15 protein-coding genes are annotated in these 16,401 nt (G+C 57.2%); 8 read left to right on the top strand and 7 right to left on the bottom strand.

The features are described 5' to 3' along the window. Positions 1–92: 92 nt before the first annotated feature. Positions 93–734, top strand: coding sequence for an outer membrane protein (locus MUU53_RS09400; RefSeq protein ID WP_247260669.1), 642 nt, complete (start codon positions 93–95; stop codon positions 732–734). Positions 735–798: 64 nt separating this feature from the next. Here the strand turns inward: MUU53_RS09400 and MUU53_RS09395 are convergent, their stop codons facing one another. From MUU53_RS09395 to MUU53_RS09385, 3 genes are all read right to left on the bottom strand, one after another. Further along, positions 799–1,395: a glutathione S-transferase family protein gene (locus MUU53_RS09395; protein WP_247260668.1), complete on the bottom strand. Its 597-nt coding sequence runs from the start codon at positions 1,393–1,395 to the stop codon at positions 799–801. 16 nt (positions 1,396–1,411) lie between these two features. Further along, on the bottom strand, positions 1,412–2,077 hold the full coding sequence (locus MUU53_RS09390) for a ribonuclease T2 family protein (RefSeq protein ID WP_247260667.1): 666 nt from the start codon (positions 2,075–2,077) through the stop codon (positions 1,412–1,414). A 77-nt stretch (positions 2,078–2,154) separates the two neighbouring features. Further along, entirely contained in the window at positions 2,155–3,018 is an 864-nt protein-coding gene (locus tag MUU53_RS09385; protein WP_247260666.1) for a 23S rRNA (adenine(2030)-N(6))-methyltransferase RlmJ, read from the bottom strand. Positions 3,019–3,104: 86 nt separating this feature from the next. On the opposite strand from MUU53_RS09385, the gene MUU53_RS09380 reads away from it, so the two are divergent. The 3 genes from MUU53_RS09380 (at position 3,105) to MUU53_RS09370 (ending at position 6,052) form a co-directional block, all read left to right on the top strand. Beyond that, positions 3,105–5,228, top strand: a complete 2,124-nt coding sequence (locus tag MUU53_RS09380; protein ID WP_247260665.1) for a molybdopterin-containing oxidoreductase family protein — start codon at positions 3,105–3,107, stop codon at positions 5,226–5,228. Continuing rightward, complete coding sequence (locus MUU53_RS09375; RefSeq protein WP_247260664.1) at positions 5,225–5,818, top strand: NUDIX domain-containing protein; 594 nt, start codon at positions 5,225–5,227, stop codon at positions 5,816–5,818. The genes MUU53_RS09380 and MUU53_RS09375 overlap by 4 nt, the downstream gene beginning before the upstream one ends. A 66-nt stretch (positions 5,819–5,884) precedes the next feature. Then, the gene (locus tag MUU53_RS09370) at positions 5,885–6,052 is read left to right on the top strand and encodes an alpha/beta fold hydrolase (RefSeq protein WP_247260663.1); all 168 of its coding nucleotides are present in this window, start codon (positions 5,885–5,887) and stop codon (positions 6,050–6,052) included. Between the two features lie 267 nt (positions 6,053–6,319). On the opposite strand, the gene purN is transcribed toward MUU53_RS09370, so the two are convergent. Both purN and purM read right to left on the bottom strand, forming a co-directional pair. Then, complete coding sequence (gene purN / locus MUU53_RS09365; protein ID WP_247260662.1) at positions 6,320–6,952, bottom strand: phosphoribosylglycinamide formyltransferase; 633 nt, start codon at positions 6,950–6,952, stop codon at positions 6,320–6,322. Continuing rightward, positions 6,949–8,022, bottom strand: a complete 1,074-nt coding sequence (gene purM / locus MUU53_RS09360; protein WP_247260746.1) for a phosphoribosylformylglycinamidine cyclo-ligase — start codon at positions 8,020–8,022, stop codon at positions 6,949–6,951. Before purM ends, purN begins: the two co-directional genes overlap by 4 nt. 298 nt (positions 8,023–8,320) lie before the next feature. Here purM and MUU53_RS09355 point away from each other — a divergent pair, with 298 nt between their 5' ends. The 4 genes from MUU53_RS09355 (at position 8,321) to ppx (ending at position 14,035) form a co-directional block, all read left to right on the top strand. Continuing rightward, on the top strand, positions 8,321–9,484 hold the full coding sequence (locus MUU53_RS09355; protein ID WP_247260661.1) for an AI-2E family transporter: 1,164 nt from the start codon (positions 8,321–8,323) through the stop codon (positions 9,482–9,484). Then, complete coding sequence (gene hdaA, locus MUU53_RS09350; RefSeq protein WP_247260660.1) at positions 9,468–10,178, top strand: DnaA regulatory inactivator HdaA; 711 nt, start codon at positions 9,468–9,470, stop codon at positions 10,176–10,178. Before MUU53_RS09355 ends, hdaA begins: the two co-directional genes overlap by 17 nt. 140 nt (positions 10,179–10,318) lie before the next feature. After that, entirely contained in the window at positions 10,319–12,508 is a 2,190-nt protein-coding gene (locus tag MUU53_RS09345) for an RNA degradosome polyphosphate kinase (protein WP_377307280.1), read from the top strand. Between the two features lie 6 nt (positions 12,509–12,514). Then, complete coding sequence (gene ppx, locus MUU53_RS09340; RefSeq protein WP_247260659.1) at positions 12,515–14,035, top strand: exopolyphosphatase; 1,521 nt, start codon at positions 12,515–12,517, stop codon at positions 14,033–14,035. A 9-nt stretch (positions 14,036–14,044) separates the two neighbouring features. Here ppx and MUU53_RS09335 read toward each other — a convergent pair whose 3' ends face one another. Both MUU53_RS09335 and rnd read right to left on the bottom strand, forming a co-directional pair. After that, on the bottom strand, positions 14,045–14,995 hold the full coding sequence (locus MUU53_RS09335; protein WP_247260658.1) for an adenylate/guanylate cyclase domain-containing protein: 951 nt from the start codon (positions 14,993–14,995) through the stop codon (positions 14,045–14,047). 205 nt (positions 14,996–15,200) lie between these two features. Then, a complete protein-coding gene (gene rnd / locus MUU53_RS09330) occupies positions 15,201–16,352 on the bottom strand; it encodes a ribonuclease D (protein ID WP_247260657.1) in 1,152 nt (383 codons plus the stop codon). Between the last annotated feature and the right edge of the window lie 49 nt (positions 16,353–16,401).

The raw sequence follows: 16,401 nt of genomic DNA, 5'->3' as shown, positions 1-16,401 counted from the left end.
CACCAATTTCACTGTCAACGCGACGGGAAACCAAAAGCCTGCTGGAAACAAAGGCAGCTTCTCCCTCACGGCAATGAAAAGGAGAATTAAGTATGCGTACTCTTATCGCGACCCTCATGGCATCTGCCGCTGGTCTCATCGCTGTTTCGGCCCATGCGGCTGATGCTGTCACCCAGGTTCCGGAAGCACCTGCCGCCGTTGAAACTGCAGCACCTGTCAGCAACTGGTCCGGTTTCTACCTTGGTGGTTACGGCTCGTACGACATGGGCAAGTTCAAGGGTGGCTCGAGCCACACCGACGCTGACGGCGCAGGCGGCGGCGTATTCGGTGGTTACAACTGGCAGAGCGGCCAGATCGTTTACGGTGCTGAAGCAGACCTCGGCTACAACGGTCAGAAGGGCGCTGCAGGCAATGGCACCGTTGGCAAGGAAAAGCTGAACGGCTCTGTTCGTGCCCGCGTTGGCTACGACCTGAACCCCTTCATGATCTACGGTACGGCTGGTCTGGCCGCTGCTGACCATGAAGTTTCCAACGCTCGCGGTACCGACAGCAACACGGCTCTCGGCTACACGGTCGGCGCCGGCGTTGAAACCATGGTAACGAACAACATCACCGCTCGCGTTGAGTATCGTTACACGGACTATCAGGACAAGGATTACAACCTCGGCGGCACGAACTTCTCGCGCGGCTTCGACGACCACTCGGTCAAGGTTGGTATCGGCGTCAAGTTCTGATCCGCGTATTCTGGATCAAGAAGCGGTCGGAGGGAACCTTCGGCCGCTTTTTTTATGCTGGTGATCAGGCTGCAGGCTTCACAGTCGCAAATTCGGGGAACAGCTTCGAAAACTGGTCTGGCCACGCAGCAAGCTTCGGCCTGCCATCCGCCCATTTGCCAGCAAAGCGCAGATCAAGATAGCCGATCAGTGCAGCAAGGGCGAAGTGACCGCCGTGCAGGGTGTCGCCGACGACAGGAAGGTTGGCCTCGAGATAATCCAGACCGCGTGTCACCTTGCTCCACTGCTTGTCGATCCACGACTGCTCGACCTTATCCTCGGGCCGGAACCGACGTTCGTAGATGATGGCGAGCAGGCAATCCGTAATACCATCCGCCAGTGCTTCCAGTACTTCCGCGTCAGTTCGGGCTTGCGCCTCTGCCGGATAAAGCTTGCCGCCGGACTGACGGTTGAAGAACTGCATGATGGCAACCGAATCGTAGACAGGCTTTTGGCCATCGCGCAAAAGGACCGGAATCTTGCCCAGCGGATTGTTATCGATGAGTTCCGGCGGTTCGGCATTGGTGTCGACACGAACTTCTTCGACCCCAAGTGCAAGATGGCGCGCCGCCATGCGGCACTTCGCGGAGTATGGGGAAGCTGGGGACACAAGCAGTTTCATGGCATTTCCTTACATTTTACTGTGCCGGCGGCACGGTGATGCGTTTGATCTTGCAGCCACCCCGGTCAACCTGCGTGCAGGGGCGGAAGCCCAGATCCTTGGTCATGCAGATCCGCACCTCCTCAAACTTGGAGGCCTCACAATTGACGGCGATGGAGTCCGCGGTGAGGCCAGGATTGATCTCGGTGAATTTCTGCTCGATCACCTCGGCCGAGAAAGTCCCGGCGGTCTTGAGAGCGGTCAGATCCTGCGGCAGCTTGATCTTGTTGTAAGCGCTGCGGATTTTCTCCAGATAATCCTTCTGGGAAAGGCCCGTGCAGGTTCCATGCTTGCGCCATTGGTGCCCGATGAGGCCCATGGACGGCATGATGTCGAAATAGGGGCGCCCAACGGCATCTGGCACCGTTCGCGGTTCTGAACTGGCGCAGGATTGGGGGTAGCCGCTTTCATTCTGCGGCCAAAGCCCATGGACGATAAAGGAGAATTTCTTGTCGGCGCCGCATTGCTGCGGGCTCTTCTGTCCCCGCTCGCCTGAGCAGAAGGTGGGCGACCAGGACAGGGCGAGAACGTAGAAATCGAAGGCCCCGGCTTTGTCCTCCGCACGCGTTGGCGCTGCGGTGGCGAATGGACTCGCAACAAGGGTAGTGAGGGCAATCAGTTTTGGAAAAATAGAACGGAACATGAATCAAATCTCCGATGCACGGAGAAAATGTCCCGGCGTGCGTGCCGGGTCAAGCACCGTTCCATCGCGACCAACGACTAAGTGTCTATCCGTTCTTCTCCACGCAACCAGAATGCGCGCGCAGATGCAAAGCGATCCTGGGCAAGCAGATCCTTCAGGGGAGGAAGAAGCCGATGAAGGTCATCTTTCAGCGTGAAGGGTGGATTGACGATGATGAGGCCCGAGCCAGACAGGCCGGTGCCATCACGGTCACTCTTCACTGAAAGCTCTGCGCAAAGCATCTTGGGAATGTCGAGCGCCTGCAATTCCTCATGGAAACGCCGGATCGGCGCGCCTTTTTTCAGCGGATACCAAAGGCAGTAGGTGCCACCGGAAAATCGGCGATAGGCTGTTGCCAAGCCCTGAACCAGCCGTTCGTATTCTCCTTCGATCTCGAAAGGCGGATCGACGAGAACGATGCCACGCTTTTCTTTCGGCGGGAGGTGGGCGCCAAGCGACAGCCAGCCATCCAGCTCGGTCACACGGACCTGGAAGTCACCTTCGAAAAGACGTGCCAGACGGCGATAATCATCCGGATGCAGTTCCATCGCCGCAAGCCGGTCCTGTGGACGAAACAGGTTGCGCGCCAGACGGGGAGAGCCGGGATAGTAAGTGAGGCCACCTTTGGGATTTTCAGCACGAACCGCGTCGAGATAGGGCTGCAGAAGGCTTGCGACCTGACTGTCCCGATCGGCGTCCAGCAGGCGGCCGATACCATCCCGCCACTCGCCCGTCTTCTGCGCTTCTTCCGAAGAAAGGTCGTAGAGCCCAATACCGGCATGGGTATCCAGCACACGAAAAGCCTTGTCCTTCTTCTGCATGTGCCGGATCAAAAGAGCCAGGACAGCATGCTTGAGAACATCGGCAAAATTGCCTGCATGGTAAATGTGCCGGTAGTTCATTCCAAACCCTGCTGGATGATTTCAATAGATTTGATGCAACGCAAATGCCGCTTTCTGCGAGCCTTCGCATGTCCTATAGGAAAGACATGAACGTTGCGACCCCGATCACACTCAAAAATTCCACCGGACACACTGTCTGTCCGCATGACTGTCCCTCGGCCTGCGCGCTGGACGTTGATCTGACCGATGATGGCCGGATCGGACGCGTGCGCGGTGCCAACGCCAATAGCTACACGGCAGGCGTCATCTGCGCCAAGGTCGCTCGCTATGCGGAACGGCTCTATCACCCCGACCGCCTCATGACGCCGAAAAGGCGAAAGGGAGCAAAGGGTGACAGCAGTTGGCAGGAGATTTCCTGGGACGCCGCGCTGGACGAGATTGCCGAAGCCTTCGTGAAAGCCGAAGCCCAGCACGGCAGCGAGGCGATCTGGCCTTATTTCTATGCCGGAACCATGGGGCAGGTGCAGCGCGATTCCATCGAACGTCTTCGCCACGCCAAGCGTTATTCGGGCTTCTTTGGCTCCATCTGCACGAATATGGCCTGGACAGGCTATGTGCTGGGAACAGGCGCTTTGCGTGGACCCGATCCGCGCGAGATGGCGAAATCCGATTGCGTGGTGATCTGGGGGACAAACCCGGTGGCGACCCAAGTCAACGTCATGACCCATGCGGTCAAGGCGCGCAAGGAGCGCGGCGCCAAGATCGTCGTTATCGACATCTACGACAGCCCGACGATGAAGCGGGCGGATGTGAAGATCATCCTGAAGCCGGGTACGGATGCAGCACTTGCCTGCGCCGTCATGCACATCGCTTTCCGGGATGGTTACGCCGACCGTGACTACATGGCGAAATTTGCCGACGATCCCGCAGGATTGGAAGCGCATCTTCAGGCGAAGACGCCAGAATGGGCGTCTGCCATTACCGGGCTCTCGGTCGAAGAGATCGAGGCTTTCGCGCGTCTCGTCGGCACGACGAAGAAAACCTTCTTCCGCCTGGGCTATGGCTTTACGCGCCAGCGCAACGGAACCGTGTCGATGCACGCGGCGCTTTCGATCGCCACCGTGCTCGGCTCCTGGCAGTACGAGGGTGGCGGCGCCTTTCACAACAATGGAGAACTCTTCCGGCTCGACAAGCGCGAACTGATGGGCACAGCCTATGTCGACCCCGATATTCGCATGCTGGACCAGTCACAGATCGGTCGCGTTCTGACGGGTGATCCGGTGGCGCTGCGCCATCGTGGACCGGTGACGGCACTTCTCATCCAGAACACAAATCCGATGAATATCGCGCCGGAGCAGCGGCTGGTGCGGCAGGGTTTCCTGCGCGATGACCTGTTTGTCGCCGTCCATGAGCATTTCATGACAGACACCGCGCAGGTAGCCGATATCGTCTTGCCTGCGACGATGTTCGTTGAACATGATGATCTGTACCGCGCTGGCGGTCAGAACCACATCCTGCTCGGTCCGAAACTGGTGGAGCCACCGGCCACCGTGCGCACCAATCTCTTCGTCATTGAGGAACTCGCCAAGCGCCTTGGCGTGGATCACTATCAGGGCTTCGGTTTGAGCGAATGCGAACATATCGATCGCATGCTGCTGCCGAACGGCTATCCGGGTTACGAGCAGCTGCTGGTCGACAAATGGATCGATTGTCAGCCGGGCTTCGAGGAGTCTCACTATCTCAACGGCTTTGGCTATCCGGATGGGAAGTTCCGCTTCAAGCCGGATTGGGCAAACGGTCCATCCCCCAACAAGACGCCAGCCAGTATCGGTCCGCTCGGGCCCCACGCGGAGCTTCCGACATTCCCCGATCAGGTCAATGTCATCGAACTGACCGATGATGAGCATCCCTTCCGGCTGGCCACGTCGCCTGCGCGCAACTTCCTGAACTCCACGTTTGCGGAGACAAAAACCTCCCGCGACAAAGAGGGGCGTCCAGAGGTGATGGTTCACCCGGATGATGCCGCCAGCCATGATCTTGAAGACGGCAGCATCGTTCGCATCGGCAACCGGCGAGGTGACCTGCGCATCCACGTCAAGATCGTTGCGACTGCCCGGCGCGGCGTTCTGATTGCCGAGGGGCTCTGGCCGAATGGTGCACATATAGATGGTGAGGGGATCAATGTCCTGACCGGGGCTGACCCGGTGGCACCCTATGGCGGTGCCGCCGTTCATGACAATCGGGTATGGCTCAAGAAGGAAACGGCATGACGCAGCCAATGCAACCCGAAGTGACCATCGTCGAGAAGAAGCTGCTTTCCGATAACTGGTATTTTCTCCACAAGGTCAGCTTTGACTATACGGGTCGCAACGGCAAGACGAGCAGGCTCCACCGCGAAGTCTATGATCGGGGCAATGGTGCTACGATCCTGCTCTATGATCCGAAGCGGGATCTGGTGGTTCTGGTCCGCCAGTTCCGGATGCCTGCCTATATGAACGAGACCGACGGATTGCTGATCGAAACTCCGGCCGGTCTTCTGGATGGTGAACACCCGGAAGAAGCGATACGCCGCGAAGCGATTGAAGAAACCGGATATCAGGTGCGCGATGTGCGCTTTCTGTTCAAATGTTTCATGTCGCCCGGCGCCGTGACAGAACTCATTCACTTCTACGCCGCCATTATTGATGTGGAGGACAGGGTGAGTGAAGGAGGCGGTCTTGAGGAAGAGAACGAGGACATCGAGGTCCTGGAAATTCCGCTCTCGCAAGCTTTGACCATGGTGGAGAGTGGCGAGATCCTCGACGGCAAGACGATCATGCTGCTGCAATGGGCGCTGCTCAATCGCGATAGGCTTCGGTAGGGTCAGGACGGAACGCAGATCGGAAAACTGCGTTGAACGGGGCCAATCCAGCGAAAGGATCCCCCGATGACCATGATCAAGACCCGGACCGGAACAGAACTCTACGTGAAGGATTGGGGGCAGGGTCGCCCGATCGTCCTGCTTCATGGCTGGCCCCTGACCTCAGACACCTGGGATGATTTCGCCATGGAAGCGGCCAATACAGACGCTGATCATTCACGGAACAGGAGATAAAACGGTTCCGATCATGCATGCGGCCGCACCGCGGCGAAAATCATATCCGCGCAGAACTGATAGACTATGAAGGCGCGCCTCACGGACTGTTTGTATCCCAAAAGCAAAAAAATCGACCGAAGGCATCCTGCTTTTCTGAAGACCCGAAATCAGTCTCTGCGGAAATCGGGAACTATCTCATGTCTCTCGCCTATGCTGTGGGACAAATAACCGCCTATAGACAGCGCCGGGTTGGCAAAGGCAGTCGGCCCGGTATCAATTTCAGCACTACAGGCTGATGACAAAATCACTTGCCTGGACGGCAGGCGCGTAGAAAAGATTCGGCGGACCGGCAATCTTTTCCAGAGCAAGGCGATAGGTTGCATGTTCGACGATGAGAACGCGCGCCGCCAAACTATCTGATGTGTCGTCTTTCAGGATCGGCACAGCCGCCTGCGCGATAATTGGCCCTTCATCCATTCCCTCCGTAACGAAGTGAACTGTGCAGCCGGCCACCTTCATACCTGCCTCGATTGCACGTTGATGCGTGTGCAAACCCGGAAACAGCGGCAACAGTGATGGATGGATATTCAGGATGCGCCCCTCATAGGGACGAATGAAGTCCGAGGAGAGCAGACGCATGTAGCCCGCCAGACAAATGAGATCAGGGTTCAGTAAGGCAAGCGCCTCAAGCACCGCACTCTCATGCTCTGCCTTGGAACCATAATCCTTGCGCTCGAACGCAAAGGTCGGGATGCCTCGTGCTTCAGCCTTGGCGAGGCCGCCCGCGCCCTTGCGATCCGAAATCACACCGACGATCTCCGCAGGAAAATCGTCCGCCGCACATGCATCGGCGAGCGCCAGCATATTCGAACCGCCGCCTGAGATCAGCACAACAACGCGTTTGCGGATCTGGCTCATAGAGCAAGCGTTCCCTTGTAGATGGTTCCGGCAGCGCCCGCTTCCCGGGCAACCATGCGGCCAAGCGGTACCACCACTTCACCTTCACGATTGAGAACTTCTGTCACTGCCTGCGCATTTTCTGCCGAGACAACGGCGATCATGCCGACACCACAGTTGAAGGTGCGCAGCATTTCGGTGGCGACAACGCCGCCTGTCTTAGCAAGCCACGAGAAGACGGGCGGAACCGGGATGCTGTCGAGATCGATTTCTGCGGCCAGATGATCCGGCAGAACGCGTGGAATATTATCAGGGAAACCGCCGCCGGTAATATGTGCGAGGGCCTTGAGGGCGTTCGTTTCACGGATCGCTTTCAACAGCGGCTTTACGTAGATGCGGGTTGGCGTCAGCAGGGCTTCACCAAGTGTCTTGCTCTCGGAGAATGGAGCCGGATCGCTCCACGAGAGACCGGACACGTCCACGATTTTGCGGACGAGCGAGAAGCCGTTGGAGTGAACGCCCGATGAGGTTAGGCCGAGAATGACGTCGCCAGCCTGAAGGTCGCCAGTCGGCAGCAACTGTCCGCGCTCGGCAGCTCCGACAGCAAAACCTGCCAGATCGTAATCGCCGTCACGGTACATTCCGGGCATTTCCGCTGTTTCGCCGCCGATCAAGGCGCAGCCAGCCTGTCGGCAACCGTTTGCAATACCGAGAACGATTGCTGCACCCTGTTCCGGATTGAGCTTGCCCGTGGCAAAATAATCCAAGAAGAATAGCGGTTCGGCGCCCTGAACGACAAGGTCGTTGACACACATGGCCACCAGATCAATGCCGACGGTATCGTGACGGTCGGCGTCGATTGCGATCTTCAGCTTGGTGCCGACGCCATCGTTGGCCGCAACGAGCACCGGGTCGGTGAAGCCTGCTGCTTTCAGATCAAACAGGCCGCCGAAGCCACCAATCTCGCCATCGGCACCCGGTCGACGCGTTGAGCGGACAGCGGGCTTGATCTTCTCAACCATGAGATTGCCCGCATCGATATCGACGCCGGCATCGCTGTAGGTAAGACCATTCTTGCCTGCTTTACTCATCATGCGTCTCCATACGGGTTTGGCAGGTGCTGCAGCACTGACCCGGAGCGGTAGTCGTGCCTTGAGCGGAAACCTGCAAATTTGCTCAAAATCCCGGCTCCGCAACCTTACTGGTGACGGTTCCATTCTTGCGGCTGGCCATGGCACGGAGTGCCGTCAGATGCAAGAGTTGGCCGGTATTTGCCCCTGTTTTCTGAGCTGCCCAGCCCAGATTCCCCCTTCTAGCAATCCGGCTTGACCTTGATGGCAGACACAGCCTATCCCACTTCGTGAACGCAGTGCGGCAAGGAACCCTTTCATGGCCTATCACATCAGCGGTGCAAGCCTTCGGCGTTACGTGCTATTCTGGATTTGCGCCTTTATCGCCTTCGTTATTTTTCTTCTGGCCTTTCGAACGATCCTGTTGCCTTTCGTGGCGGGCATGGCACTGGCCTATTTTCTGGATCCGGTCGCAGACTGGCTGGAACGCCGAGGCCTCAGCCGGCTGATGGCAACCATTGTTATTCTCATCAGCTTCATCTTGATGTTCGCCATGGCGCTGATCGTGGTGGTGCCCCTCATTATCGGCCAGTTCAGCCAATTTGCCCAGGTCCTGCCTGATTACATCACACAGCTGCAGCAACTGATCGCCAATCCTGAAAACTCCTACCTTCCCAAGTGGATGGTAACGCAGATTCAGAACGCCAAGCAGAACTTCTCCGGCCTGATGTCGGAAGGCGCGGGCTTCATCGGTGGATTGCTGAACCAGTTGTGGAATTCGGGCAAAACGCTGATCGACGTGATTTCGCTTCTCGTTGTCACCCCCGTCGTCGCCTTCTATATCTTGCTGGATTGGGACCGCATGGTTGAGAAGGTGGACAGCTGGGTTCCGCGCGATCAGGTCCATACCATCCGCCAACTGGCGCGGGAGATGGACGATGCGGTTTCTGGCTTCATCCGCGGGCAGGGTTCGCTCTGCCTCATTCTCGGCATCTATTATGCGGTTGGCCTTTCACTGGTCGGTCTGAACTTTGGCCTGCTGATCGGCTTCGTCGCGGGTATGATCAGTTTCATTCCCTACATCGGTTCGCTGGTGGGACTCATCCTCGCTGTGGGTGTAGCGCTCATGCAGTTCTGGCCGGATTATGGCTGGATCATCGCTACCATGGCCGTGTTCTTTTCCGGGCAGTTCATCGAAGGCAATATTCTTCAGCCGAAGCTTGTGGGGTCCAGCGTAGGGCTGCATCCGGTCTGGCTGATGTTCGCGCTTCTGGCCTTCGGTGCCATGTTCGGGTTTGTTGGCTTGCTGATTGCTGTGCCCGCCGCCGCGGTTGTTGGCGTGCTTGTGCGGTTTGCGATCTCACGCTATCTTCAAAGCGATATATATTTCGGTCATTCGACTGCGCTGCCTTGGGATGAAAAGGCGGAAGTCGCAACAAAGGCCGTGCAAGAGCCCCAAATTTCGCATGACAGAGACGCTTGATAAAACAAGGCGCCAGCGCGCGGAGCAGCTTCCGCTGGCTCTGAGCCACGATGCCGCAATCGGTCGCGAGGATCTTCTCGTCGCGGAACCGGTCAGTGCAGCCGTTGCAATGATTGATGCATGGCCGCACTGGAATGCTCCGGTCGTGATTTTGACTGGGCCTGCTGGATGCGGAAAGACACATCTGGCCAACATCTGGCGAGAGAAGGCCGGTGCAGAGATCATTCAGCCGAAAGCTGGTGCGCATGCGGCAATAATCGCTGCGTCGCGACCGGTTCTCTTCGAGGATGCGGACCAGGTTGCTTTCGACGACAACGAGCTCTTTCACGTCATCAACAGTGTCCGGGAAAACGGTCATAGCCTGTTGATGACCGCGCGGCTCTGGCCCATGTCATGGCCCGTCACCCTTCCGGATCTACGCTCTCGCCTGAAGGCGGCGACTGTGGTCGAAATCGGAGAGCCGGACGAAGACCTGCTGGGACAAGTCATCATCAAGCTCTTTGCTGATCGCCAACTGCACATTGATGATCGGATTGTGGCTTATATCGTGGCACGTATGGAGCGCTCCATGCAGGCGGCCCAGGGTGTTGTAGAGCGACTGGATCATCTTGCTCTGGCCAGGGGCACAAGGATTACGCGTAATCTTGCGGCCGAAGTGCTGGAGAGTTTCTCTGCTGACGACCCGGAAGATTGACTGTCATCTTTCCGTCGTTGAAAAGTTATAGGGCCGGGAGGAAGGGCCGGAACAGGCGTTGATTCCGGCTGACATGAACTACGCCATGCGGCGCCAGTCGTGTCGAGAAACTCCTGTTCAGACTTTGGGAAGGGTCGTCAATGGATCAGATGTCGGAAACCAATGTGCTGCCGCCTGTTGCGGAGGCACCGGGCATCGATCTGCTGAGCAGCCCCGAGCGGTTTATCAACCGAGAATTTTCGTGGTTGCAGTTCAATCGGCGTGTTCTCGAGGAAACCTTGAATACAGCCCATCCGCTGCTGGAGCGGGTGCGTTTCCTGTCCATTTCGGCGGCCAATCTCGACGAGTTCTTCATGGTGCGCGTCGCAGGTCTGGAAGGGCAGGTACGTCAGGGTATCGTTGTGCGTAGCCCTGATGGCAAGACGTCGGCCGAACAGCTTGAAGAGATACTGAAGGAAATCGACAATCTTCAGATGGAGCAGCAGGCGTCTCTGGCCGTTCTGCAACAATATCTGGCCAAGGAAGACATCCTGATCGTGCGGCCAGCCGCCCTGTCCGACGAGGACCGAAGCTGGCTGGCAACCGATTTCGAGGAGAATCTTTTCCCGATCTTGACTCCGCTCTCCATTGATCCGGCCCATCCCTTCCCGTTCATCCCGAACCTCGGCTTTTCCATGGGCCTGCAGCTGGACAGCAAAAGCGGGCGCGAACCGATGACGGGCCTTCTGCGACTGCCGCCGACGCTGGATCGGTTCATTCGTTTGCCAGATGAGGGTGCAACGATCCGCTACATCACTCTTGAAGATGTCGTGAGCATGTTCATCGACCGCCTGTTCCCGGGCTATGAGGTGAAGGGCGCCGGTACATTCCGCATCATTCGCGACAGCGATATCGAAGTCGAGGAAGAGGCCGAAGATCTTGTCCGCTTCTTCGAGACGGCGCTGAAGCGCCGCCGCCGTGGCAAGGTTATCCGGATCGAAACGGATAGTGAAATGCCTGCATCACTGCGCCAGTTCGTAGTGCAGGAACTCGGCGTGCCGGATAACCGTATTGCCGTTCTGCCCGGATTGCTGGCGCTCAATACCCTGTCAGAAATCACCAAGGCACCGCGTGATGATCTGCGGTTTGAGCCCTACAACGCACGCTTCCCGGAGCGTGTGCGCGAGCACGCGGGTGATTGTTTCGCCGCCATTCGCGAAAAGGACATGGTGGTTCATCATCCCTATGAGAGCTTTGACGTCGTCGTGCAGTTCCTCTTGCAAGCAGCACGCGACCCCGAGGTTCTGGCGATCAAGCAGACCTTGTATCGTACGTCGAACGACAGCCCGATTGTCCGAGCCCTGATCGATGCCGCCGAAATGGGCAAGTCCGTCACCGCGCTCGTCGAGCTCAAGGCGAGGTTTGATGAAGAGGCGAACATACGATGGGCGCGTGACCTGGAGCGGGCAGGCGTGCAGGTCGTATTCGGTTTCATCGAACTTAAGACGCATGCGAAGATGTCGATGGTCGTGCGTCGTGAAGATGGCAAGCTACGTACCTACTGCCACCTCGGCACAGGCAATTATCACCCGGTCACCGCCAAGATCTACACGGACCTTTCGTTCTTCACGTGTAATCCTAAAATTGCACATGACATGGCCAATGTGTTCAATTTCATCACCGGCTACGGCGAGCCTGAGGAGAGCATGAAGCTGGCGGTTTCGCCCTATACATTGCGGCCCCGAATCCTGAAGCATATCGAGGAAGAGATCGTTCATGCGACCGAAGGCCGCCCTGCGGCGATCTGGATGAAGATGAACTCGCTGGTCGATCCGGACATCATCGATGCGCTCTACCGCGCCAGCAGGGCAGGCGTCGAAGTAGATCTCGTGGTACGCGGCATCTGCTGCCTTCGCCCACAGGTCGAGGGTCTCTCGGAAAACATTCGCGTGAAATCGATCGTCGGTCGCTTCCTGGAGCACAGCCGCATCTTCTGTTTTGGCAATGGCCAGGGCCTGCCTTCTGAAAGGGCATTGGTCTATATCGGCTCTGCCGACATGATGCCACGCAATCTTGATCGAAGGGTCGAAACCCTTGTGCCGCTTCTTAACCCTACGGTGCACGAGCAGGTTCTTTCACAGATCATGCTGGGTAACCTGATTGACAACCAACAGAGCTACGAGATACTGCCCGATGGAACATCGCGCAGGATTGAAGCACGCAAAGGTGAGGAACCTTTCAACGCGCAACACTATTTCATGACCAATCCGAGCCTTTCAGGCCGAGGTGAAGCATTGAAGTCGAGCGCGCCGAAACTCATCGCGGGCATCATGTCCGGACGTAAGAAATAGGGCTTTATGGTACGATCTGATGCACAGGGGCGTCTCCCCGGAAGCGCACCTGTTTCCGTGGTGGATATTGGGTCCAACTCTGTTCGCCTCGTGGTCTACGAAGGCTTGTCTCGCGCACCTGCCGTTCTATTCAATGAAAAGGTGCTCTGTGGTCTCGGCAAGGGCATAGGCCTAACAGGCAAGATGGACGAGGAGGCGGTCGAGCGCGCCCTTAATGCACTACGTCGGTTCCGCGCGCTGTCGGATCAGGCGCAGGCAACGCGTATTTTCATTCTGGCTACGGCAGCCGCGCGTGAGGCGAGCAACGGACCCGCTTTCATCGAGGAAGCAGAGCGCATCCTCAGCCATCCCGTTCAGGTGCTGTCCGGTGAAGAGGAAGCTCTGTATTCGGCCCTTGGCGTTATCAGCGGCTTTAGTGAAGTCGACGGAATCGTCGGCGATCTGGGCGGCGGTTCGCTCGAACTCATCGACATAGAAGCTGGAAAGGTTGGCAAGGGCATCACACTGCCGCTCGGCGGTTTGCGCCTCTCAGAAGTGTCCGGCGGATCGCTGGCGAAGGCTCGCAGCCTTGCTAAGGTCCATGTGAAGGATGCGAAACTTCTTGCGAAAGGTGCCGGGCGCACGTTTTACGCGGTCGGTGGAACCTGGCGCAACATCGCCAAGCTTCACATGGAGATGGCGCATTACCCTTTGCACATGATGCAAGGGTATGAGCTGCGCTTCGACGAGATCCAGAACTTTCTTGAGCAGATCGTACTGTCGAAGGACAGCAAGGATCCGGCCTGGCAATCGGTGTCCAAGAACCGCAGGGCGCTTCTGCCCTTTGGTGCGGTTGCCATGCAGGAAGTGCTGAGCATCATGAAGCCGGCGGGCGTGATCTTCTCCGCGCAGGGCGTGCGAGAAGGTTACCTGTATGCCCAGCTTCCCACGGAGGAGCAGGCGGAAGACCCGCTCTTGCTGGCATCTGACCAACTTGCCATTCTGCGCGCTCGCTCGCCAGAGCATGCTCGCGAACTGGCGGATTGGACCGGCCGCACGGTGCCCGCATTCGGGATCGATGAATCGGAAGAGGAAAGCCGATACCGCCGGGCGGCATGTCTTCTGGCGGACATCAGTTGGCGCGCTCATCCGGATTACCGTGGGCTGCAGGCTTTGAACTTGATTGCGCATTCGTCGCTGGTCGGCATCACACATCCGGGCCGCGCCTATCTTGCGCTTGCCAACTATTACCGTTTTGAAGGTCTTCACGACGATGGCGCGACAGAGCCTTTGGCGCAAATCGCCACGCCGCGGCTTCTGGGTCTCGCCAAAATTCTGGGCGGGTTGCTGCGCGTAGTTTACCTCTTCTCGGCATCCATGCCAGGCGTCGTCAACCACCTATACTTCCGGAAGTCCAACCAGCCGGATCTTGATCTCGAACTGGTCGTTCCGCACGAATACATCAATTTCTCGGGCGAGCGCCTGGACGGACGCCTCCAACAACTGGCGAAGCTGACGGGCCGTCGTCTTGCTTTCGTCTTCGAGTAATTCGCCAGCTTAGCCAGGTACCTGTCTCAGCGCGAAAACGGTAAGGGGAGCATCATGACCTTTGACCGTATGCGCTCCGCAGGAATCGGCGGTCACATTGTCCGGCAGGTTTAGACGGGCCAAAAGCTCGGCTGATATCAGAACAGGCTCTTCAAGGGTCTTGCAAAGGCCTTCTATCCGCGCGGTCGTATTCACCACATCGCCGAAATACGTGATTTTCTGATGAAATAGACCGATTGCGGCGGTAACCACCACGCCGCCGTGGAGAGCCGCGCAAATTTTCGGCACCCTACCAAACTGCTGGATCCACCAATCCTTGTTGCATTCCAACTCTTCCAGAATTGCGCAGAGGCATACTACACAGCGCGCCCTGTCGACCCCAATCTTCATTCGCCAGGTTATAATGGCGCAGTCGCCGACATAGTCGTCGATTTCTCCATCATGCGCGCGGACGTGAGCCGCAAAACTTGCGAAGATTTCGCCAAGAAATTCCTGCGCTCGCAGATCGCCGAACTGACGTGCGTAGCTGGTTGAACCGATAACGTCGATGAATAGAAAGACACGCTCTTCGCGTAGCGGTTTTCGATATCGACCCGTCACAAGACTGGAGAACACTTCCCGGCCCAGCAACTGGCGAATCCGCAGGAGGGTGATCCCTGCGAAGAAGAAACTTAAAGTGTAGAGGAAGGTTGCGGGACGCTGGATCAAAACATCTCTCCAATCGGATTGAATCAATCCAGAGAGCTTCAGGAGTGTCCCTGCGAGGGCAAAGCCGGAACAACTGAGCACGACATAGGAAATCAGGCTTCCCGCAATATAGCCAGGAGTCGGTAGTTTCTGGATCCGTTCGTGAAAATTTGGAAGCAATCTGCCGACTTCGAAAAGAATGAGGGGAAGGCTGCAAGCCAGAGCGTAGATCGCTCCAATATAATAGGCTTCGCTTTCCATAAACAGTACCATGTACAGCACGCCCGTGAGCGCGATCAGCAGGCAGAGCAAGATCCATCGCGTGGGAGATATGACGGCCCTCCCACTCGGTGTTGCAATGCGCTTTCTTTGAGGTTTCTGCATGACTTCGCTACCTTGCTGGCTGCAGTTTCGAGGCAACAGCCATTACCATGGTCACTCACGGAACGATGAAGGAACCAGGCAGCAACCGATAGGCTCAGGATCCGAGGTCCACCGCTTCGACCCGCTTATCCACGAAGCGAAGTGCGACCTGGCCCGAGATCAGCTTCAAAGCCGGATCTCCGAAAAGATCTTTTCGCCAGCCTTGCAGAGCAGGCACATCCGCAGCCGCACCATCGGTCGCAATCTTGTCGAGATCGTCGCTGCTGGCGAGAACCTTGGCGGCCACGCCGTGCTTCTCCGAAACCAGCCGCAACAAGACTTTCAAAAGTTCCACGGCAGACTGAGCGCCTTCGGGAACATGCGTGTGCTTTGCGGCCTGTGGCATATCCGATCGCGGCAGGCTCAAGGCTTCGTTGACTGCAGACAGGATCGAAGTTCCGGAAGACGATCGTTCCCAGCCTTTCGGGATCGTACGCAATCGACTCAGCGCATCCACGTCCTTTGGCTGTTGCTGGGCAATTTCAAAAATCGCGTCATCCTTAAGCACCCGGGAGCGGGGCACGTTACGGCTTCGCGCTTCGCGTTCTCTCCAGGCAGCCACATATTTGAGAACCGCCAGTTCCTGGGGTTTGCGCAGCCGCGAGCGCAGACGCAGCCAAGCATCATCTGGATGCATGTCGTAGGTTTCGGGCGATTCCAGAACCGCCATCTCCTCGCTCACCCAGGTTGTACGTCCCTCCGCCTCTAACTTGTTCTTCAGGAAGAGATAGACGTCACGCAGATGGGTTACATCGGCCAGAGCATAGTCCAGCTGCTTTTCCGAAAGGGGACGTCTGCTCCAGTCGGTGAAACGTGACGACTTGTCAATCTGCACATTCTTGATCCGCTGGACGAGCTGATCATAGGAGATCGAGTCGCCAAAGCCGCACACCATGGCAGCCACTTGTGTGTCGAAGATTGGATGCGGGATCAGATTTCCAAGATGGTAGACGATTTCCAGATCCTGACGTGCGGCATGAAAGACCTTCACAACATCCGGATTGGCCATCAATACAAAAAAAGGCCTCAGATCCAGGCCCTTGGCGAGTGGATCGACAATCACTTCAAGATCCGGCCCTGCCATTTGTATGAGGCAGAGCTCTGGCCAGAAGGTCGTTTCGCGCAAGAATTCGGTATCAACGGTCACGAATTGCGAGCGGGCAAGAGTCCGGCAGGCTTCCTCAAGGGCAATTGTCGTATCGATCATCAGCTTCGTCGGCAGGAGTTGAGAATAAATGTTCTATCTTCCTTTCCCT

Origin of the sequence: Affinirhizobium lemnae (assembly GCF_022968395.1) — a bacterium.
In the GTDB taxonomy this organism is placed as follows: Bacteria; Pseudomonadota; Alphaproteobacteria; order Rhizobiales; family Rhizobiaceae; genus Neorhizobium; species Neorhizobium lemnae.
This window is presented reverse-complemented; position numbering and strand designations above follow the sequence as displayed.